The sequence below is a fragment of the Labrys sp. F242 genome, from assembly GCF_057813875.1.
Genome location: NZ_JBVASG010000001.1, coordinates 845,469 through 866,075 on the forward strand (window position 1 = coordinate 845,469; position 20,607 = coordinate 866,075).

A 20,607-nucleotide genomic window follows, 5' to 3' on the forward strand; every position below is an offset into this window, starting at 1 on the left:
AGTGCCGTAATGTTGGTGCCGTTCGTGACGCGTGCTTTCCACGCCAACACGAAGGTTTCGATGCTCAATTCCGATAGATCGCGGTTCTTCCGCGCCTGGCTGAGGCGGCCCTTGCGCATTGCGTCGGTGACGCCCTCCAGTGCCGTTCTGGCGGCGCTGATCACCCGGGAAATCACCGCCGTGTCGGCACCGGTGCTCGAACTTGGCCCCGGTACCGGCATCTTCACCCAGGCGCTCATGGCGCGGGGCATCGCAGAGGACGACATCACCCTGATCGAGCGCGAAGAATCCTTCGTCACCGGCCTACAAGACCGCTTCCCGCATGCGCGATTGCTCCCGATCGATGTCAGGGAGATCGCACGCGAGGAGGCTTTGCGAAATCGCAGCTTCGGCGCCATCGTCAGCGGGTTGCCTTTGCCGAATCTCAGCCGCAACGATCTCTATGCCCTGATTGGGGACTGTTTCGAACGCCTGATCCAGGGGGGCGCTTTCTATCAGTTCACCTATGGACTGAAATGCCCCATCCCTGAGAGGATCTTGCGAGCCCTGGGGCTGCGCTCCGACAGGATCGGCTGGACATTGCGCAATTTTCCTCCGGCTGTCGTCTATCGTATCAGTCGCCGGGGATGCCGGGTCGCCGCCGATGACGCCGCGATTCCATGACGATAGGGCTGATCATGAAGGCTGAGGGGCGATATGCGTGTCTTGCTCGTCGAGGATGAACCACGCATGGCGGCGGCGTTACGCTCAGCGCTCACCGTCAAGCACGACATGGTCATGGATCATGTCGCCACGCTGGCCGATGCCGAACTTGTCGCGGGGGATATCGATTATGACGCCATCCTGCTCGATCGTCAGCTTCCGGATGGGGATGGCCTCGATCTGGTGGCGAGGCTGCGAAGCCGGGGCGTCATGCTTCCCATCATCGTGATCACCGCCAAGGGGGCAGTGCCGGAGAGGGTGACCGGGCTCGAACTTGGGGCGGACGATTATCTGGCCAAACCCTTTGCCTTGGACGAGTTGTTGGCGCGCCTGCGCGCGGTTATGCGCCGGCCCAGCGATTTGCGCCCGAGTCGGATCAGCATCGGCAGGCTGTCTTTCGACATGACGTTTCAGGAGATATCGGTCGATGGCAGGCCCTTCGACCTGCCAAGGCGCGAGATTCTCGTGCTGGAATGCCTGATGCGGAGGGTCGGGCGCATGGTGCCGCGCTCGGTTCTCATGGAAGCGGTGTTCAGCCTGGACGATGAAATTCAGTCTAACGCCCTGGATTCCCATATCTCGCGGCTCAGGCGCAAACTGGCTGGGGCCCAGGCCGGCGTCGTCGTCAATGTGGTGCGCGGGCTCGGCTACATGTTGCGCGAGGAAACGTGAGCTCCGGCGGGCCATACTCTCTGCGCCAGCGCCTGTTCTGGCGGCTGCTGGGGGTGCAGTCGGTGGTTCTGCTGATGGTGGTGGCGGTGCTTTTCGGCTCCGGGCAGCTTGCCAGCCTGCGATCGACCGATGCGACCATCGAAATGCTGCGTGATGCCGTCATCCAACAACCGTCCGGTGCACTGGCCCTCGAGGCGACCCCTGCGCTGGAAGCCTTGCGCAAGCAGGAGCCGGATCTGTGGTTCCTCATTCGCGACACCAGGGGACAAAGGCTCAGCGAAGGACGCATCCCCGAGGAATACGCCCGTATCGGCACGGCGCTCGATCAGATCGGGCAGGCGCGGCTTGGTTGGAACATCGGCGATCCCGATCGGCCGACCGCGCGCATGCGCTGGGCCGAGACATCTGCAGGCCGGTTGCAATTCATCACCGGCACCGAAGTCTTCGCCTCGCCATTGCTGGTGATGATGGGGGCATCGCTCGTCCTGGCCAAGCTGGTCGCGCCCATCGTTCTGGTCATGGCCGTCGGCGCCCTGATCGCAACGCCGCTCGTGGTGCGAAAGTCCCTGGCAGGTGTCGATCGGGCAGCGAAACAGGCCGATGCCATCGACGCCATCGAAAGGGGCGGCCGGCTTTCGACGGACGATATTCCCGGTGAGGTCACCCCGCTGGTGAAGGCCGTGAACCGGGCACTCGATCGCCTGGACGAAGGCTTCGAACGCCAGGAGCGCTTCCTGGCCGATGCCGCGCATGAACTGCGCACGCCGATCGCCATCCTGAGCACGAGGATCGGCGCGCTGCCGGACGGAGCCGAACGCTCGCAATTGCTGGAGGATTCCGAACGGCTGACCATCCTGACAGAGCAGATGCTGGACCTCCAGCGTCTCAGGCAGGGCAAGGCGGAGTTCGAGGCGATCGATATCGGTGAGCTGGCGAGCGAAGTGGGTCTCGACATGGCGCCTATCGCCTTTGCCGCTGGCTATACGATGCAGTTCGATAACCGAGGGAGCGGTCGCACCCAGGGAGATCGATCCAGTTTGAGGCGTGCCCTGATGAACATCGTCCAGAATGCGGTCGACCATGGCGGCAGACGTGGTGAGATCGGCGTAATCGTCGAGGCGAACTGGGTGGAGATCCGCGACGAAGGGCCGGGGATCTCGGCCGAATTGCAGGAACGTATCTTCGAACCCTTCTTCAAGCACCACCAGAACGGGCGGGGAGCCGGCCTTGGCCTCCACCTCGTACGCGACATCATGCGGATGCATGGTGGTGAGGTCACGATAAGCAACGGCGCAAAAGGGGTCATCTGCAGGCTTATGTTTCCGAAAGCCTGAAATCGCGGTGAACCTATGCCGCTGGCCGAAAGACCTTCAAGCGCCTAACTTTAGCCCATCAGTGCGAGAATGGCCTTCGCCATGTCCGGGGCGCGATTGCGCAGCGGGCCTTGGAGCCGGCCGTAGACGGTGAAGATGGCGGGCTGGGCGACGATGCCCAGTGCCATCGCGGTCAGGAGGTCGGCGTCTCGCTCGGGGATGTCCCTGCGTTGCATGGCTCCGGCAAAGATCGAGCGCACAGCCTCGACGACGTTCTTGTCGGTTTCATTGGGCACTTCGGCCAGATGGGTGTGCTGGGAGAGCAGCAGGAAGGTGAACAGGGCCCGATCCTCGTCGAAAAGTTCGCAGAAGACCTCGACGATCCGCATGATCTTGGCATCGAACCGGGGATGGGCCTGGTCGGCGGCGAGGATATCGGCCGCAAGCCTGGCATAGCCATCCAGGAACAGGGAGCGCGACAGGGCGTCCTTGGATGGGAAGTGACGATAGAGTGCAGCCTCCGCCACGCCGACGGCGCCGGCGATATCGCGGATGGAGGTCCCTGACACCCCTTTATCGGCGAACAGGCGCAGGGCCTCCGTCACGATCTTGGCGCGGGTCTTCGATCCGTCACGCATGGTTCTCGCCCGTTCCATCCTGGATGGCCTTGGCCGGAACCGGTGCTTCCGATTCGACTGCCTTGTCCGCGAGGGTCTTGGAATCGGCGGCAGGACGAGCCGGGGCGGCGAGCGGAGCGGGCTGTGGGCGGTGAGAGTCAGGCTCGGTGCCATTGCCCTGCGCAGATGAAGGTGCCGCGGGCAAATTCTCGGTAGGTCTGGGCGAATCGGGTAAGCCCGGCAGCGGAGCAGGGGGGAGGACCTTGGCCTCGCCGGTGCCCGCACCGGCATTGGCCTGGCGCTCCTTCAGCATCTTGTTAAGGCCGACATAGTCGGTCTTGCCGGTACCCATCACCGGCATGGCGTCGATGATCATGATCTCCGCAGGGATCATCAATTCGGCGGCATGCTTGTAGCGCAGATGCGCGATCACATCGGCGCGGTTGGCCTGCTTGTGCGGCGTGATCAGCACCAGCCGCTCGCCCTTGCGCGGATCGGGGGTCGCCAGCACGGCGACCGGGCTCTCCGGCCACAGATCGGCGAGCATGGCCTCGACCGCGGCGAGCGAAACCATCTCGCCGCCGATCTTGGCGAAGCGCTTGGCCCGGCCCTTGATGGCGATGAAGCCCTGCGGGTCGATGGTGACGATGTCGCCGGTGTCGTACCAGCCTTCCTCGGGCGCGGTGATCTCGCCTGGCTGATCGGCCTTGAGATAGCCCAGCATCACATTGGGGCCGCGCACATGCAGGCGCCCGCCTTCCTCGATGCCCGGGATTTCCTCCAGCCGCGTCTCCATGTCGGGCAGCGCCCGGCCGACGGTGCCGTTCTTGTTGAACATCGGCGTGTTCAGCGCCAGCACCGGCGAGGTCTCGGTGACGCCATAGCCCTCCAGGATGCGCAGGCCGAACTTCTCGTTATAGGCCCGCCGCGTCTCCACTTTCACCGGCTCGGCGCCGGCCACGACATAGCGTAGCGAGCGGAAGTCGTAGGGGTTGGCCATCTTGGCATAGCCGGCGAGGAAGGTGTCGGTGCCGAACAGGGCGGTGGCGTTGGTGCCGTAGATCAACTCGGGAATGATGCGATAGTGCAGCGGTGTTGGGTAGAGATAGAGCCTGACGCCGTTGACGAGCGGCAGGATCATGCCGCCGGTCAGGCCGAAGGAATGGAACACCGGCAGTACGTTGAAGACGATGTCGCCGGGGCCGAAATCGATGCGGGCGCCGACCTGCGCGATGTTGGAGAGAATGTTGCGGTGCGACAGCACCACGCCCTTTGGTGCCCCCTCCGAACCCGAGGTGAACAGGACGGCGGCAGGGGCGTCCGGCGTGGGCTTGGCATGGGCCCGTCCGGCGCCGAGGAGGCCCCTCAGCTTGTCGGCGGTGCCGACTTCGGCGCGCACATCCTCCAGCCAGACGAAGCGGACATGCGCCTCCATCGCGGCCACGACGTCACCGAGCCGGCCCTTCTCCACGAAGGCGCGGGACGATAGCACTGTCTTCACCTGTGCGGTCTTGCAGGCCGAGATCAGGTTGGCCTGGCCGGCCGAGAAGTTCAGCATGGCCGGAAGGCGCCCGATCGACTGCAGGGCGAAGAAGGTGACGGCGACGGCATTGGCGTTGGGCAGGAGCACGCCGACATGTTCGCCAGGCGCTGTGAAGGCTTCGAACTTGCGTCCGAGCACGTTGATGCCGATGAGCAGGCGCTTATAGGTGAGGCTGCCGCTGACCGGATCCTCCAGCACCACCCGCTTGCGGCCATATTTGTCGGCAGCCGCCACCAAAGCGCGGAAGAGATCGGTGTCGACGGAACTCGTCTTGTAGATGAGGTCCGACATCACGTCGTAGAGGGCGGCACCGGCGGCCTGGCGGCGCTTCTTGCCGCGCAGGTCATCGTCGATCGTAAGGCGCGTCGGCTCGGTGAAAGTCACCGTCACCTTCGGAAACCAGCGGCGCGAGACCTTGTTGGCATCGAGCCTGGTGAAGGGCGTGCGCTCCAAGCCGTCGATACGCATCGGCACGATGTTGGCATGCGACTTGTCGGCGATCAGGCCGGCGCCGTCATAGACCTTCATTAGCGCGCCGGTAACGGTGAGGCGTCCCTCGGGGAAGATCACCAGGGTTTCGCCGGCTTTCACGGCATTGATCAGCCCGCGCGTCGCCATCGGCTTGGTCGGATCGAGCGGATAGGCCCGGCAGATCTTCAGGAAGGGCTTGACCCACCAGGCCTTGGCGATGGTGTGATCGATGGCGAACACCGGGTCCTTGTCAAGGAGGGCCAGGACCAGGCCGGCATCGAGAAAGCTGACATGATTGATCGCGATGATGCGATGGGGTGTCGGCGTCTCCAGGTTCTCGATGCCCTTGACCTCGAGGCGATAGATCAGCCGGTAGAGCAGCAGGATGAGGTCACGGAAGCGGCTCATCGGCAGGACGTAGAGCAGGACGATGCCGGCGATGATGTTGAGGATGGCTATACCAAGGAGGCCGGCCGGCGTCGACAAGCCGACGAACTTTTGCAGGATAGCCAAGCCGCCGGCACCCACCACCATGAATAGGGAGGTGATCACATTACCGCCGGCGATAATGCGCGCACGCTCGTCTTTGGGAGCCCAATGCTGGACGGCAGCATAGATGGGAACAATGAAAAGCCCCGCCGCCGCCGCCATGAGAGCAAGGGCCAGCGTCATCTGCAAACCAGCCACGCTGGTGAAATAGCCCCAGAAGAACAGAGGCTCCTGTGAAGCGGTGGCGCCGAAGGCGAGCCAAGCGACATAGACGCCGGCAAGACCCATAAGGATGCAGCCAATCGGTGAGAGCAACACGATGATGCGCCCGGCGGCAAGCCGCGCGGCTAGAACGGAGCCTATTGCAATGCCGATGGAAAAGGCCGTGGTGAATAGGGCGTTTACCGTTTCGTCACCGCCGATCACGCTATGGGCAAGTGAGGGCGTCAGTGAGAGCAGGACGATACCGCTCATCCAGAACCAAGCCACCGCGATCGAGCCGACCAGCAGTTTTCGGTCCGCCGCCACCATAGCCAGCAATTCGTAGCTCGAGCGCAATACGTTCCAGTCGATCTTCAGATCCGGTGCGCCCTGGGCCGTCGGAGGAATGGCGCGCGCGAACAACCAACAAGCAAAGGCGACTACCACCATGATCCCTGCAACTAGGCTGCTGGGGAGATGCGGTGCCACGAAGGTCGCACCGATGATGCCGATCAGAATAGAGAGGAAGGTCCCTGCCTCGATCAGGCCGTTGCCGGCAGGCAGCTCTTCCGGCGCGAGCTGGTCCGGTAGCATGCCGTATTTTACTGGCGTGAACAGCGTGCCCATAATGCCTAGGGTAAGCATGCTCACCAGCAGGATCGGAACGGAATGGATGGCGAAACCTATAGCCGCGACAGCAACAATGACAATTTCGACAAATTTGATGCGTTCGGCCACGCGTGCCTTATCGAAGCGGTCAGCCAATTGCCCGGCGAGCCCGGATAGAAATAAGCCGGGCAGGACCAGGAGAGCGCCAGCTATGGCGACAAGGCTGTCGCTGCCTTCCATAGCCGGTGTCCCGGCAATGCCGTAGACCGCCAGAACGGTGAGCGCAGTCTTGATGAAATTGTCGTTGAAGGCGCTGAAGAACTGGCTCCAGAACAGGGGCCAGAAGCGGCGGGCGGACATCAGCGATGCGAGCATCGGCGTGGTTCCTGGATGGGCGCGTACCGGGCGCGGGAGAATCGCATTTAAGTTAGCGTTCGTTCACTAACTTAAAATGTATGGTAAACGGCGTCAAGGCGGGGGAGGTTGGCGCAGGTCCGGCATGTGCGCCGCTGCACAATGGCTGGAGCCATCGATATCGTGTGGCCATCCTAGAGCAAAACGCGTTCAAGTGTGAACGCTTATTTCCTCTAACTCTTTGTTTCGACGCGTCTTTGCGATTCTTGGTGATCCCGTCTCTTCGCAAAACGCTTTAGCCTTCGCGCCTGACGACTTCCAGGAAGAGTTCGCCGTAGCGCTCCAGCTTCGCCTGCCCCACGCCCGGTAGGGCCAGAAATTCGGGCAGGGTGCCGGGGCGCTCGCTCGCCATGGCGCGCAATGTGGTGTCGGCAAAGATCATGTAGGGCGGCACGCTTTGCTCGCGGGCGAGCCGACTGCGCTCGGTGCGAAGGGCGGCGAACAGGGCGCCGTCGCGTTCCGACATCTCGACCTCACCCCGCCGAGCGCGTTTTGCCTCGGTGCTCTTGCGTGGCCGGTCGCGGCGGAAGACGATTTGCCGCTCGCCCTTGAACACGGCCCGCGCCTCTTCGGCCAGGATCAGGGCGCCATGAGCCTCGTGGTTGACATTGACGAGGCCGGCGGCGGTGAGCTGGCGCAGCACCGATTGCCAGGTACGCGCCTCGATGTCCTTGCCGGCCCCGAAGACGGGCTGGTTGTCGTGGCCGAAGCGCTGGACTTTCTCCGTGACCTTGCCGGTGAGCACGTCGATGATATGGGCGGCGCCGAACATCTGACCGGTGCGGTAGATCGCGGCCATCGCCTTGACCGCGGCATCGGTGCCGTCCCAGCTCTCGACCGGCGAAAGGCAGGTATCGCAATTGCCGCAACGGCCGGGATGGGTCTCGCCGAAATGAGCGAGGATGGCCTTGCGCCGGCATTCGGCGGTTTCGCAGATGCCGAGCAGGGCGTTGAGCTTGCCGAGTTCGACCCGCTTCACCGTCTCCGGCGCATTGCCCTCCTGGATCATGCGGCGGCGCTGTACCACATCGGCCATGCCGTAGCTCATCCAGGCATCCGAGGGTAGGCCATCGCGCCCTGCGCGGCCCGTCTCCTGGTAATAGGCTTCCACCGAGGCCGGGATATCGAGATGGGCGACATAGCGTACATCAGGCTTGTCGATGCCCATGCCGAAGGCAACCGTAGCGACCAGGCAGAGATCTTCCTCCTCCAGGAAGGCGTCCTGGTTGGCGCTGCGAACAGCCACTTCCAGGCCGGCATGATAGGGCAGGGCGCGGATACCCTGCTCGTTCAGCCATTGCGCCGTTTCCTCGACCTTGGCGCGCGATAGGCAGTAGACGATACCGCTATTGCCCTTGTGCGCAGCCAGGAAGGCCAGCAATTGCCGGCGGGCGTTGTCACGCTCGACGATGGCGTAGCTGATGTTGGGCCGGTCGAAGCTGGTGGCGAAGACCTCGGCCTCGTTGAGACCGAGCCGCTCGATGATGTCGGCGCGAGTGACCGGGTCGGCCGTGGCAGTGAGGGCGATGCGGGGTACGCCGGGGAAGGAAGCGGCGAGGCCGCCGAGTTCGCGATATTCGGGCCGGAAGTCGTGGCCCCATTGGCTGACGCAATGGGCCTCGTCGATGGCGAAGAGCGCGATGTCGGCATCGGCGATCAGCGACTGGAAACCCTGTGTCGCCACACGCTCGGGGGCGACGTAGAGCAGGTCGAGCTTGCCGTCCATCAGGGAGCGGCGGACCTTGTAGGCTTCCTCGCGCGACAGCGAGGAATTGAGCGCCGCCGCGCGCACGCCAGCCTGCTTGAGCGCCTCGACCTGGTCGCGCATCAGGGCGATCAGCGGCGAGACCACGATGCCGACGCCGCGCCGGCACAAAGCCGGGATCTGGTAGCACAGCGACTTGCCGGCTCCGGTCGGGAACAGCACCACCGCATCGCCGCCCTCGGTGACATGCCGCACCACCGCCTCCTGCTGGCCGCGAAAGGCGCTGTAGCCGAATATGGCGTTGAGGACGGAGAGAGGATCTTGAGGAGAAGAGCGGGTCATGCCTGCAGGATGCACCTTTGGAGCCTGATTCCATTCCAGGGACATCATGGACACTTACCCGACAGGGGCCATGATTCGAAAATCTCCCGCGTCGATTTCCCACGCTGACAGGCAATTGCGGTGGAACGGTCGCGGTCGCGAATGCCGGCAATGTGCCCCTCGGCCAGAATGCGGGTTACACCCGCAACACCGTTGACGGTCTACCGAGATGTTGACGGTCTACCGAGATAAAGATAGTTATGTTATAACGTTTCATATAAATGAAGCCCATTCTGGCGCCCGTGGTATCGACATGCTCCGAGGCGCCTGCAACGGATCAAGGAATTCCGACATCATGCAGCCCGCGCCGCAGACACCCGTCACCGTCCTCACTGGCTATCTCGGAGCAGGCAAGACCACGCTTCTCAACCGCATCCTGACCGAGAGCCACGGCAGGAAATATGCTGTCATCGTCAACGAGTTCGGCGAAGTCGGCATCGACAATGATCTCGTCGTCGATACCGACGAGGAGATCTTCGAGATGAACAATGGTTGCATTTGCTGCACGGTGCGCGGCGATCTTATCCGCATCATCGAGGGTCTGATGCGCCGGCGCGACCGCTTCGATGCCATCCTGATCGAGACGACCGGGCTGGCTGATCCCGCGCCGGTCGCCCAGACTTTCTTCGTCGACGACGATGTGCGCGCCAAGACCAGGCTCGATTCGATCGTCACCGTGGTCGACGCCAAGCATCTGCTTGGCGAAATCGAGACAGCGCATGAGGCCCAGGAGCAGCTTGCCTTTGCCGATACCATCCTCCTCAACAAGACCGATCTGGTCACGGCCGGGGAACTCGAACGGGTGGTGAAGCGGATCCGCCGCATCAATCCCACCGCTACCCTCCACGAGACACGCCGCTGCGATATCGCGCTCGACAAGGTGCTGGATCGCGGTGCCTTCGACCTCGACCGCATCCTGGAAGCCGAACCCGATTTTCTTGCAGGATTCCATGACCATGAGCATGACGACCATGTCGGCAGCTTCGCCCTCGTTGCCCGCGAGCCGCTCGACCCCGGCAAGTTCATGCCCTGGCTGAACACGATCGTGCAGCAATTCGGCACCGACATGCTTCGGCTGAAAGGCATCATCGCCTTCGAAGGCGATCCCCAGCGCTTCGTGGTGCAGGGTGTGCATATGCTGATCGAGGGCGATCATCAGCGCCCCTGGAAGCCGGAAGAGGAGCGCAGGAGCCGTCTGGTGTTCATCGGGCGTAATCTGCCGAAAGACGTGATCGAACAGGGGTTCCTGGCCTGTCGGGCCTAAAGCGTTTTGCTCCAGGTGAGGGAAGGCGCGTGCTGGGGCGGTAAAACAGGGCTCGCCATCGGACGCCACCCGCTTTGCATATTCACTTGACCGCGATCGGGACACCCCGGTAACTGTGGCACTGACGGTTTCCGTCGGGTGCGAGCCCGATGGGAGTAATAGGGAACACGGTCCGGCTTTCTCGAAGCCCATGCCGTGGCTGCCCCCGCAACTGTAGGCGGATTGCCGAGCATCCTCGTGGCGCCAAAAGCGCCATGCCACTGTGGGTGACCCCATGGGAAGGCAGAGGCAAGGCCGATATCCGCGAGCCAGGAAACCTGCCGTCATCTCGATCAATCCCATGTCACGGGCGGGGATGCCCGGAACAGGAGACAATGTGACGTTTCTTCCCGCCATCTCGGGCCGTCGCCCACCTGTTCCCTCCGCTTCGCGCCATCAGACCCTCTGCCATAGCCTGGCCTGAGGGCGTTTCCCGTTTTCGGCCCTGCGCCGAACAGCGCCATCTTCCTATCGCGAACCGAGAGAACGTCATGACTTTTCCCAAGGCAAAGGCCTGCTGGTCGAGCTTCGCCGTCATGCTTGCGGCCGGCTTCAGCCTGACGCTGAGCATCGATCCAGCCGCCGCCCAGGCGACCAAATATCCGCTCAAGATCACCAATTGCGGACGCACCGTCACCTTCGACCATGCTCCGCAGCGCACTGTCTCCGTCGGTCAGAGCGGTACGGAGGTTCTCTACCTTCTCGGTCTTGCCGACAAGGTGGTGGGGACGGCCGTCTGGTTCGGCCCGGTTCTGCCGGGCTACGAAGAGGCCAACGCCAAGATTCCGCGCCTGGCCGACAATGATCCGAGCTTCGAAAGCGTGATCGCCAAGAAACCCGACCTCGTGACCGCCCAGTTCCAGTGGCATGTCGGCCCCAGTGGCATCGTCGGCAAGCCCGAGCAGTTCGAGGAACTGGGTATCCCGACCTATGTTTCGCCCGCCGATTGCGTCGGCAAGGACAATTCCAGCGGTGGCGACGGCACCCGCGGCACCCTTTTCACCATGGATCTGGTCTATCAGGAGATCAGGGAACTCGCCGAGATCTTCGACGTGCAGGGGCGCGGCTCGAAGGTCATCGCGGACCTGAAGGCACGCGAGGAAGCCGCCCGCCGCAAGATCGCCGCCGGCGATGGCAAGGTCTCGGCCGCCTTCTGGTTTTCGAGCGCCAAGGTCGATGTCGATCCCTATATGGCCGGCAAGAACAGCGTCCCAGGCTACATCATGTCCGTCCTGGCTGTCCGGAACATCGTGGAAAGCGAGGAGGAATGGCCGAGCGTCGGTTGGGAGACCGTCGCCAAGGCCGATCCCACCATCATCGTCGCCGGCAGGATGGACCGTCGCCGCTATCCCGCCGACGACATCGCCGTGAAGCTCAATTTCCTCAAGACCGATCCGGTGGCGAGCCTGATGCCGGCCGTCAAGCAGGGCCATGTCGTGGAAATGGACGTCCAGGCCATGCAGCCGAGCGTGCGTGTCGTCGACGGCATCGAGATGCTCGCCGATGCCATCCAGCGTTTCGGCCTGAAGCGTTGAGATGAACCGCGCTGTCACGCGATTGCTGGCAATCGGCATGCTGGCGCTGGCCGTGCTGGTGTTGGCGCTCTGGCTGGGCGCCGCCATCGGCGAGACGGCCATCCCGATGGAGGTGGTGGCCAAGACGGCGGCCAACCGCCTGTGGGGCGCCGGCTACATTCTCGATCGCATCGATGAAGGCATCGTGTGGAACTACAGGCTGAGCCGCGCCGTCGTCGCGGCCTGCTGCGGCGCGGCCCTGGCGCTGTCGGGTGTCGTGCTGCAGTCGCTGCTGCGCAATGTCCTGGCCGATCCCTATGTGCTCGGCATCTCGGCCGGGGCATCGACGGGGGCAGTCGGGGTCGCCATTCTCGGCCTCGGCGCAGGATTTTTGAGCCTGCCGGCCGGCGCCTTTCTCGGTGCGCTGGTGGCCTTCGGTTTCGTCGCCTTGCTGGCGATGCGATCGGGGCGCGGAACCGGCGCGGTGATCCTCGCAGGCGTGGCGGGGTCTCAGCTTTTCAATGCCCTGACCTCCTTCATCGTCACCAAGGCGGCCAATGCCGAACAGGCGCGGGGCATCATGTTCTGGCTGCTGGGCAATCTTTCGGGCGTGCGCTGGCCGGATGTCTGGCTGGCCCTGCCGATCACGGCCGTGGGGCTGCTGGTCTGCCTCTGGCACGCTCGCGCGCTTGATGCCTTCACCTTCGGTACGGAATCGGCGGCATCCCTCGGCATTTCCGTCCGGCGCGCTTATGTCGTGCTCGTCGGCGTCGCGGCGATGATGACGGCGGTGATGGTCAGCATCGTCGGATCGATCGGCTTCGTCGGTCTGGTGATTCCGCACGCCGCGCGGATGGTGGTGGGCGTGCGCCATGGGCGATTGCTGCCGGCCAGCGCCCTGATCGGCGCCGTCTTCATGATCGTCGCGGACATTCTGTCCCGGATCATCATCCCCGGCCAGGTCCTGCCGATCGGGGTGATCACGGCCCTTGTCGGCGCGCCGGCCTTCGCTCTCATCCTCAGCCAGAGAAAGGCGACGGCATGAGCCTGTCGGCACGCAATCTGTCCTGGTCGGCGGGCGGGGTCTCGATCCTGCAGGGTGTATCGCTGGAGGTTCGTCCGGGCGAGTTGCTCGGCATCATCGGCCCGAACGGCTCGGGCAAGACCAGCCTGATGTCCCTGCTGGCCGGTATCCGCCGCCCGCAGGGCGGCGAGGTGTTGCTGTCGGGCCAGCCACTCCACGCCTTGGCTCGCCGCGAAATCGCGCGCCGGATCGCTCTGGTCGAGCAACAGGCCGAGACGGCCGATCGCATTACCGCCCGCCAGGCCGTGGAGCTCGGGCGGACGCCGCATCTGGGTGCCTTCATGCCTTGGTCTGGCAAGGACGATGCCATCGTCGACCTCGCACTGGAGGAGGTTGCCATGACCAGCCTTGCCGCTCGCCTGTGGCATACGCTCTCGGGCGGCGAGCGCCAGCGCCTCCACATCGCCCGCGCCTTGGCGCAACAGCCCGAAATCCTGCTTCTCGACGAGCCCACCAATCATCTCGATATCGGCCACCAGATCGGCCTGCTGCATCTGGTTCATCGCCAGAACCTCACTGTCGTGGCGGCCCTGCATGATCTCAATCATGCGGCGATGTTCTGCGATCGGATCGCGCTGATGCGGGCGGGGCGGATCGAGGCGATCGGTCCTCCGTCCGAGGTGCTGACGGCTTCGCGCATCCAGTCGGTCTTCGGTGTCGCCGCTGAGGTTGTCCACGACGGTACCGGTGGCTGTTTCATCCGCTATCGGCATCCGGATCTTCCAGTGCCGCGGCCGGGCTGGGTCGCGGCTGCGTCATGACGCGGGCTCAACCGACAGATGAGGAGGGCCGACGGATGACGGGCGCCAGTTCAGCGAATTTCGATCTCAAGGAAGAGATCCGTGATTATTGGTCGAGGCGTTCGGAAACCTTCGACCGCGCCTTCGGGCATCATATTCCCGAAGGGCCGGAATTCGAGGCCTGGGCCGCGGCGATCCGCGATCATCTCGGTACCGAACCGCGCCGGATCCTCGATCTGGCTTGTGGGACGGGCGAGATCACCAAGCTGCTGCTGGCGCTCGGCCACGAGGTCACGGCCCTGGATTTCTCCGAGGCCATGTTGGCGGTGGCCCGTCGCAAGCATGCCGGCCGGCAGCGCCTGCGCTTCCGGCTCGGCGACGCCGAGAACACCATGGAACCGGAAGGCGCCTATGACGCGGTCGTCTGCCGGCATCTGGTCTGGACACTGACCGAGCCGCAGAAGGCCTTTGCCGATTGGTATCGCGTGCTGAAGCCGGGCGGCAGATTGCTATTCTTCGACGGGGATTGGGCCAGGCCCACCAGGGTCGGCCGGATGGCGTCCAAGCTCATCGCCCTGATCGACCGCCTCGGCGGTGCCGATCCCTATTATGACAGCGCGATGAGCGAGCGCCATGCCCGCATCATGGAGAGGCTACCTTTCGGTAGGGGGCTACGGAGCGCCGATCTCCTTCCGTTCCTGGAGCTGGCCGGTTTCAGGAATATCGTGATCTCTTCGCATCGGCCGATTGCCGCTGCCCAAAGGCGCCAGGCCGATCTGCGCAACCGGCTGCGTACCCATCTCTACCAGCGCTTCATCATCTGCTGCCGCAAGTGAGGCCTCCGCGACCGGTCGCCTTGCATGGCTGTCCGGCAGGAACCATATGATCGAGATCAGTCTCGAAGGACCTCAGGCGGAGAGTGCCATAGGCGCTAACTTTGCGAGTGGAGGCGCCTGAAACGAGGTGTGCCGATCTCCAGATCGGCATCTTCCTGCCGGCAAGCACGGCGCTTCCAAGATGGTCGATCTGGAGATCGACCCACCAGATAAGCACCGAGAGAGCCCGTCTTTTCTTCCCTCTGCAATGGGGCGAGAAAACAAGCACGATAACTGATGACGCCGCCGGGGCTGGGGTTTATGGTCCGTGCCGGGACGCTATCAAGGTCTGTGAACAAGGACGTTACATATGGCTTCGAAACTCGAACAATTGCGCGCCATGACGGTCGTAGTTGCCGATACCGGCGATATCGACTCGATCAAGGCGCTCAAGCCGGTCGATTGCACCACCAATCCGAGCCTGCTGCTCAAGGCCGCCGAGATGCCGGCCTATGACCATTTGATCGCGGAAGCCGTGAGCTGGGGCGGCAAGCAGGGCGGCAGCAAGGAAGGCACCGTCGCAGCAATCGCCGATCGCCTGGCCGTCTCCTTCGGCGCGGAACTCACCAAGCTCGTTCCCGGCCGTGTCTCGACGGAGGTCGACGCCGACCTCTCCTTCGATACGCAGGCGACCATCGCCAAGGCGCATGCCATCATCGCCGACTACAAATCCCGCGGCATCGAGCGCGATCGCATCCTGATCAAGATCGCCTCGACCTGGGAGGGGATCCGTGCGGCCGAGGTGCTGCAGAAAGAAGGGATCGACTGCAACCTGACCCTGTTGTTCTCTCAGGCCCAGGCCGTGGCTTGCGGCGATGTCGGCGTGTTCCTGATCTCGCCCTTCGTCGGCCGTATCCTCGACTGGCATGTCAAGAATGACGGCCGTACCTTCACGCCGGAGGAAGATCCGGGCGTGATCTCGGTCAGGGGCATCTATGCCGACTACAAGGCACGTGGCGTCAAGACGGTGGTGATGGGCGCTTCCTTCCGTTCCACCGGCGAGATCGAGGCGCTGGCCGGTTGCGATCGTCTCACCATCGCCCCGAACCTGCTGCAGGCACTCGAGGCGGACGAGGGCACGCTGGAGCGCAAGCTCTCCCCCGACAATCATGCTTCGGCCCCCACGACGGGCAAGATCGACGAACGCGCCTTCCGCTGGGCGATGAACGAGGATGCGATGGCGACCGAGAAGCTCGCCGAAGGCATTCGCGGCTTCGCCAAGGATCTCGGCAAGCTGCGTACGCTCCTTGCCAAGCGCGTCGAGGGCACGGCCCAAGCCGCATGACCTTGGCTGCTTGATCGTCATATCGTGAGCCGAGCCTTTACCCAGGACGGCCAGGAAGGGGAGGACGCACAGGTCCTTCCCGAGCGGCCGGTCTCGAGCGAGCGCAATCTCGTTACCGCGCGCGGTCTTGGCATGATCGAGGCCGAGCTCAGACAGGCGCGTTCGCTTTTCGCCACGGCCGAAGCCGCAGGCGATCGCATTGCCATGGGCAATGCATCACGCGAAATCCGCTACTGGGCCACCCGCCGGGCAACGGCGGAACGGGTGGTGCCGGGCGCTGGCGATGCAGGTATCCGCTTCGGCATGGCAGTCACGCTTCACTATCCCGACGGGCGCGAACGCATCTGGCGTATCGTCGGTGAGGATGAGGCCGATGCCGCATTGGGACGGATCAGTCATGTCTCCCCGCTGGCGAAGGCATTGTTCGGCAAGGATGTCGGTGAGGTGATTCGCGTCGGGCCACAGGAGGCCGAGATCGTGGGGATCGACACGACGCCGGAGGGCAAGCCGCAATAGCCGGCCGGGCCCAAAGACCCGACCAACGAAAATGGCGGCCAGCGGCCGCCATTGCTATGCACATCCCTGCAATCAGGAAAGCTTACTCTTCCGCGAAGCCGCCGAGATGGCTCTGCGAGTAGTTCTGGATGCCGAGGCGTTCGACCAGGTCGAGCTGGGTTTCCAGGAAGTCGATATGGCCTTCCTCGTCGGTCATCAGCTCCTTGAACAGATTTTCGGAGACGAAATCCTTGACGGTGCGGCAATATTCCGCAGCCTCCTGATAGAGGGCGCGAGCCTCGCGCTCGGCGGCAAGGTCGCACTCGAGAACTTCCTTCACAGTCTGGCCGATCCGCAGCGGATCGAGCGTTTGCATGTTCGGGAAGCCTTCAAGGAAGAGGATGCGTGTGGTCAGCTTGTCGGCGTGCTGCATCTCTTCGATCGATTCGGCGCGCCACTTCTTGGCAAGGCCCAGCAGGCCCCAATTGTCGAAGATCCGGTAATGCAGCCAATATTGGTTGATCGCGGTCAGCTCGCTCCGCAAGGCCTTGTTGAGATAATCGATGACCTTCTTGTCGCCCTTCATGAGCGTTTCTCCATACTTGGTGGACTGAAAGTACATTAGAAGAATTCTAAATTTAGGCAAGCCCCCAGACGCGGCAAATTTGTCCGGAGGATTTTGCCAGGGGAGGGGAAGGCACGAAGCCTCCAGTGGCCACCCAGGCGTTTCCCAGTTTATTCTCGTTCTAAACTACTGATTTATAACGATTCTATTGTTGCGTCGGGCCATTGACAAGGTGAGCTCGTCCGTCCACATCACTCTCGTCACTGCCTTTGCTCGAACCCAAGATCGCTGCGAATGATCGTCTGTTCCTGCCGTGTTTTGACCGATGAGGATTTCACCAGCACGCTCGCGACCGAGCAGCCGGGTTGTCCCCGTTCGGCTACGGAAGCCTATCGTTGCCTGGGCTGCGGACCGGAATGCGGCCGTTGCCTGATCACAGTGCGGCAGATTCTCGCCGATGCACGTGCGGCTGCGCGTTGCCATGAGTGTACCGAGGATTGCGCCCTGCGCGATATGGTTGAAGCCGCCAATACCGACGAAGTGATGCTCGACGCCGCTGAATAGGCGGCATCCCGGGCGATTGTGCGCGAGGCGCTCGCAAGGCAGCCTCCAAATGCGGTTGATCGCCGGAAATCCTGGTTCCCCCTCACGGTTGCGTTTCCTGTCCGCCGCGCCACAATAATGCCGCTCCCTATCGGCATAGGCGATTCATGCCCCAATCAGGTGACCAGGACGTTCGGACCGGCCTTGCTGCGCATCTCGTGGCGTTGTGGCGGTTCGGGCTCGTGCTGTCGGGCAATGGGCAGTTCGCGGAGGAGTTGGTGCAGGCCACCTGCCTCAGGGCGCTCGAGCGCTCGCACCAGTTCATCCCGGGGACCCGCCTCGATCGCTGGCTGTTCGCCATCGAGCGTTCGATCTGGCTCAACGAGGTCCGGGCCAACAAGGTGCGTAACCCCGTCGAGCTGGAGCAGGCCGAGAACGTCCTGTCCTTTGATGGTGCGCGGCAGTTCGAAACGAATATTTTGGCTGCCCAAGTGTTGAGGCAGGTACAGGCCTTGCCTGCAGCACTGCGTGAAACCGTCTTTCTGGTCTATGCGGAAGGGCTCAGCTATGCCGAGGCGGCGGACATGCTGGCCGTACCAATCGGAACCGTCATGAGCCGCCTGGCTTCGGCCAGGCTCAGGCTCGCTCATCTGAACAAGGATACGCCGGAGGGCGGTGCGGGGGAGGCATCATGACTACGCAGGAGATGGGACCCGATGACGCCAGCCTCGTCGCCTTTCTGGATGGAGCTCTGTCGCCCGAAGAGCACGCGGGGCTGGAGGTCCGCCTTGCCCAGGAGCCGACTCTGAAGGCGAGACTGGACGCGCTCGCGGCCGGTTCGCTCCCGTTCAAACAGAGCTACGATGCTCTGGCGGCGCACGCGCCCCGGCAACGTCTCGAAGCGCTTCTTGCCGAAAGCCAGACGGCGATTCCGGCGCCGGTGGTCAATGACAATGCACGGCGCTCGGGCTGGCGCATCCCGCCGGCAGCGGTCGCGGCGGCGCTCGCCTTGTTCGTGGTCGGAGCCGGGGTTGGCCGTTACGCGCCGCCCGGTCTGTGGCCGTTCCCTTCGGCGCAGCACAGCGACCATGAAGGGCCGGATGCCTGGCGCACGACGGTGGCCGAATATTGGGGGCTGACGACGTCGCAGACGCTCGACTGGATGCCGAACGATGTCTCCACCGCGCAGCGCGATCTTGCCGCGGCGACCCGCCGGCTCGGCTTCCCGCTGACACCCGAAAAGGTCAACCTGCCGGCCCAGGAGCTCAAGCGCGTCGAACTCTTCCATTACGACAATGCGCCCCTGGTCGAGATCGCCTATCTCGACGAACTGACGGGCCCGCTGGCCTTCTGCATCTATGCCAACAATCCCGGCACGGCGAGCGCACCCACGCTCGAACAGCGCAACGGCTTCAACGTGGTCTACTGGTCGGATGCCGAGCGTTCCTACATGCTGATCGGCCACGGGCCGGACGAGATCATGCAAAAGCTTGCCGCCATGCTGGCAAAACAGATCGCGGCGTGACAGAGGGCGGGTCTTTGGACCCGCCCCACCTCTTGCAATGTGTAGCGGTTCCAGGCCGGTCTGAAGAGCTGCCCCCAATTGCGCTTGCCAAGCTGGCAGAGCAGGCGGATTCTTACTCTGGAGCCGTTCAAAAGTGTGATTGACAGCGACTCGTTCTTTTGATCAACTGGTAAAAAATAAAGAGCTGATTACCAGAGGTTCAGATGACTGCACGATCCGACATTGCGCGGGGCCGTCTCGATTCCCCCACGCTCGCCAGCAATTTCTCAGACCTTCATCCGGCCTTCGACAGGCATGAGGCGCGCGTTGCCGCCGAGCGCTGCCTGTTCTGTTATGACGCGCCCTGTGTGAAGGCCTGCCCCACCTCGATCGATATTCCGATGTTTATCCGCGAGATCATGACCGGCAACACGGTTGGAGCGGCGCGGACCATCCTGGAATCCAACATCATGGGCGGCATGTGTGCTCGTGTCTGCCCGACCGAGACGCTGTGCGAGGAAGCCTGCGTCAAGGAAACCTCGGAGGGCAGGGCGGTCGAGATCGGCAACCTGCAGCGCTATGCCACCGACGAGCTCTTCGCCAAGGGCAGGCAATTGTTCAAGCGCGGCGCTCCCACCGGCAGGCGCGTCGCCGTGATCGGCGCCGGCCCGGCCGGCCTGTCATGTGCCCACAAGCTGGCAACATTGGGCCATGAGGTCGTGGTGTTCGAGGCGCGTGAGAAAGCCGGCGGCCTCAACGAATACGGCATCGCCGCCTATAAGAGCACCGGCGGCTTTGCGCAGGCCGAGGTCGATTACATCACGGCGATCGGCGGCATCACCATCGACTATGGCAAGCGCCTCGGGCGCGACATCGAACTCTCGGATCTCGCCAAGCAATTCGACGCGGTCTTCCTCGGCATGGGGTTGGGGGACACCAACGATCTCGGCCTGGAAGAAGGTATCGAGGGCGTGATCGATGCTGTCGACTACATTGCCGCGCTGCGTCAGGCGGGAGACCTTGCGGATTTGCCGGTCGGCCGCCGCATCGTGGTGATCGGCGGCGGCATGACCGCCATCGACATCGCCTCGCAGACCAAGCGCCTGGGCGCGGAAAGCGTGACCATCGCCTATCGCCGCGGCCAGCCGCAGATGAATGCCTCCGATTACGAGCAGGAACTCGCCCAGACCGACGGCGTTCTCATCCGCCATTGGCTCAAGCCTGCGCGGCTGCATGCCGAGGATGGCAGGCTGGTGGCTGTCGAGCTCGAATATACCAGCGAGCAGGGCGGCCGACTCACGGGTACCGGCGAGACCCTCAGGCTCGAATGCGACCAGCTTTTCACCGCGATCGGGCAGTCCTTTCTGCCTGGGGAGGTCAACGGCGTGCCGCTCACGCTGGAGAAGGGACGGATTACCGTCGACGCCGAACGACGCACCTCGGTGCCCGGCATCTGGGCCGGTGGCGATTGTATCGCCGGCGGCAAGGATCTGACGGTGGCTGCGGTCGAGGACGGCAAGCAGGCCGCGCTTTCGATCGATCAAGCCCTTAAGTCCCAAGCCAAAGCTGCGTGAGGAGAAAA

Annotated in this window: 18 protein-coding genes and 1 riboswitch; of the genes, 14 read left to right on the forward strand and 4 right to left on the reverse strand. The window is 63.4% G+C overall.

Translation table 11 applies throughout. The features are described from left to right. Window positions 1-60: 60 nt before the first annotated feature. From ACZYTC_RS03965 to ACZYTC_RS03975, 3 genes are read left to right on the forward strand one after another with little or no spacing between them, the layout of a single operon-like run. Complete coding sequence (locus ACZYTC_RS03965) at window positions 61-663, forward strand: class I SAM-dependent methyltransferase (RefSeq protein ID WP_488988957.1); 603 nt, start codon at window positions 61-63, stop codon at window positions 661-663. A gap of 33 nt (window positions 664-696) precedes the next feature. After that, a complete protein-coding gene (locus ACZYTC_RS03970) occupies window positions 697-1,374 on the forward strand; it encodes a response regulator transcription factor (RefSeq protein WP_434957300.1) in 678 nt (225 codons plus the stop codon). Beyond that, complete coding sequence (locus ACZYTC_RS03975) at window positions 1,371-2,708, forward strand: sensor histidine kinase (protein WP_488988958.1); 1,338 nt, start codon at window positions 1,371-1,373, stop codon at window positions 2,706-2,708. The genes ACZYTC_RS03970 and ACZYTC_RS03975 overlap by 4 nt, the downstream gene beginning before the upstream one ends. 50 nt (window positions 2,709-2,758) lie before the next feature. Here the strand turns inward: ACZYTC_RS03975 and ACZYTC_RS03980 are convergent, their stop codons facing one another. The 3 genes from ACZYTC_RS03980 to recQ form a co-directional block, all read right to left on the reverse strand. Beyond that, window positions 2,759-3,325 (reverse strand): TetR/AcrR family transcriptional regulator, encoded by a 567-nt coding sequence (locus ACZYTC_RS03980; protein WP_488988959.1) that lies wholly within the window; start codon window positions 3,323-3,325, stop codon window positions 2,759-2,761. Continuing rightward, window positions 3,318-6,992, reverse strand: a complete 3,675-nt coding sequence (locus ACZYTC_RS03985) for an acyl-[ACP]--phospholipid O-acyltransferase (RefSeq protein WP_488988960.1) — start codon at window positions 6,990-6,992, stop codon at window positions 3,318-3,320. The genes ACZYTC_RS03980 and ACZYTC_RS03985 overlap by 8 nt, the downstream gene beginning before the upstream one ends. 274 nt (window positions 6,993-7,266) lie before the next feature. After that, the gene (gene recQ / locus ACZYTC_RS03990) at window positions 7,267-9,123 is read right to left on the reverse strand and encodes a DNA helicase RecQ (RefSeq protein ID WP_434959673.1); all 1,857 of its coding nucleotides are present in this window, start codon (window positions 9,121-9,123) and stop codon (window positions 7,267-7,269) included. A 289-nt stretch (window positions 9,124-9,412) separates the two neighbouring features. Between recQ and ACZYTC_RS03995 the strand changes: the two genes are divergently transcribed. From ACZYTC_RS03995 to ACZYTC_RS04025, 7 genes are all read left to right on the forward strand, one after another. Further along, a complete protein-coding gene (locus ACZYTC_RS03995) occupies window positions 9,413-10,381 on the forward strand; it encodes a CobW family GTP-binding protein (protein WP_488988961.1) in 969 nt (322 codons plus the stop codon). A 108-nt stretch (window positions 10,382-10,489) separates the two neighbouring features. Next, window positions 10,490-10,720: riboswitch (cobalamin riboswitch) on the forward strand. Window positions 10,721-10,911: 191 nt separating this feature from the next. Then, complete coding sequence (locus ACZYTC_RS04000) at window positions 10,912-11,955, forward strand: ABC transporter substrate-binding protein (RefSeq protein WP_488988962.1); 1,044 nt, start codon at window positions 10,912-10,914, stop codon at window positions 11,953-11,955. A gap of 1 nt (window position 11,956) precedes the next feature. Further along, the gene (locus ACZYTC_RS04005) at window positions 11,957-12,979 is read left to right on the forward strand and encodes a FecCD family ABC transporter permease (protein WP_434957293.1); all 1,023 of its coding nucleotides are present in this window, start codon (window positions 11,957-11,959) and stop codon (window positions 12,977-12,979) included. Further along, window positions 12,976-13,779: an ABC transporter ATP-binding protein gene (locus ACZYTC_RS04010; protein ID WP_488988963.1), complete on the forward strand. Its 804-nt coding sequence runs from the start codon at window positions 12,976-12,978 to the stop codon at window positions 13,777-13,779. Before ACZYTC_RS04005 ends, ACZYTC_RS04010 begins: the two co-directional genes overlap by 4 nt. 35 nt (window positions 13,780-13,814) lie before the next feature. Beyond that, on the forward strand, window positions 13,815-14,594 hold the full coding sequence (locus tag ACZYTC_RS04015) for a class I SAM-dependent methyltransferase (protein WP_488988964.1): 780 nt from the start codon (window positions 13,815-13,817) through the stop codon (window positions 14,592-14,594). A gap of 349 nt (window positions 14,595-14,943) precedes the next feature. Next, window positions 14,944-15,918 carry a transaldolase gene (gene tal, locus ACZYTC_RS04020; RefSeq protein WP_441772019.1) on the forward strand — a complete coding sequence of 325 codons (975 nt, stop codon included), beginning with the start codon at window positions 14,944-14,946 and terminating at the stop codon, window positions 15,916-15,918. A gap of 24 nt (window positions 15,919-15,942) precedes the next feature. Next, a complete protein-coding gene (locus ACZYTC_RS04025; protein WP_434957289.1) occupies window positions 15,943-16,434 on the forward strand; it encodes a GreA/GreB family elongation factor in 492 nt (163 codons plus the stop codon). An 82-nt stretch (window positions 16,435-16,516) separates the two neighbouring features. On the opposite strand, the gene bfr is transcribed toward ACZYTC_RS04025, so the two are convergent. Further along, complete coding sequence (gene bfr, locus ACZYTC_RS04030) at window positions 16,517-16,999, reverse strand: bacterioferritin (RefSeq protein ID WP_434957288.1); 483 nt, start codon at window positions 16,997-16,999, stop codon at window positions 16,517-16,519. A 273-nt stretch (window positions 17,000-17,272) separates the two neighbouring features. Between bfr and ACZYTC_RS04035 the strand changes: the two genes are divergently transcribed. The 4 genes from ACZYTC_RS04035 to ACZYTC_RS04050 all read left to right on the forward strand — a co-directional run bounded on the left by ACZYTC_RS04035 (window position 17,273) and on the right by ACZYTC_RS04050 (window position 20,599). Continuing rightward, complete coding sequence (locus ACZYTC_RS04035) at window positions 17,273-17,542, forward strand: (2Fe-2S)-binding protein (protein WP_434957287.1); 270 nt, start codon at window positions 17,273-17,275, stop codon at window positions 17,540-17,542. 146 nt (window positions 17,543-17,688) lie between these two features. Then, the gene (locus ACZYTC_RS04040; RefSeq protein WP_441772017.1) at window positions 17,689-18,216 is read left to right on the forward strand and encodes an RNA polymerase sigma factor; all 528 of its coding nucleotides are present in this window, start codon (window positions 17,689-17,691) and stop codon (window positions 18,214-18,216) included. Then, a complete protein-coding gene (locus ACZYTC_RS04045; RefSeq protein ID WP_434957285.1) occupies window positions 18,213-19,046 on the forward strand; it encodes an anti-sigma factor family protein in 834 nt (277 codons plus the stop codon). The genes ACZYTC_RS04040 and ACZYTC_RS04045 overlap by 4 nt, the downstream gene beginning before the upstream one ends. A gap of 203 nt (window positions 19,047-19,249) precedes the next feature. Then, window positions 19,250-20,599, forward strand: coding sequence for an NAD(P)-dependent oxidoreductase (locus ACZYTC_RS04050; RefSeq protein WP_488988965.1), 1,350 nt, complete (start codon window positions 19,250-19,252; stop codon window positions 20,597-20,599). Window positions 20,600-20,607: the final 8 nt, after the last annotated feature.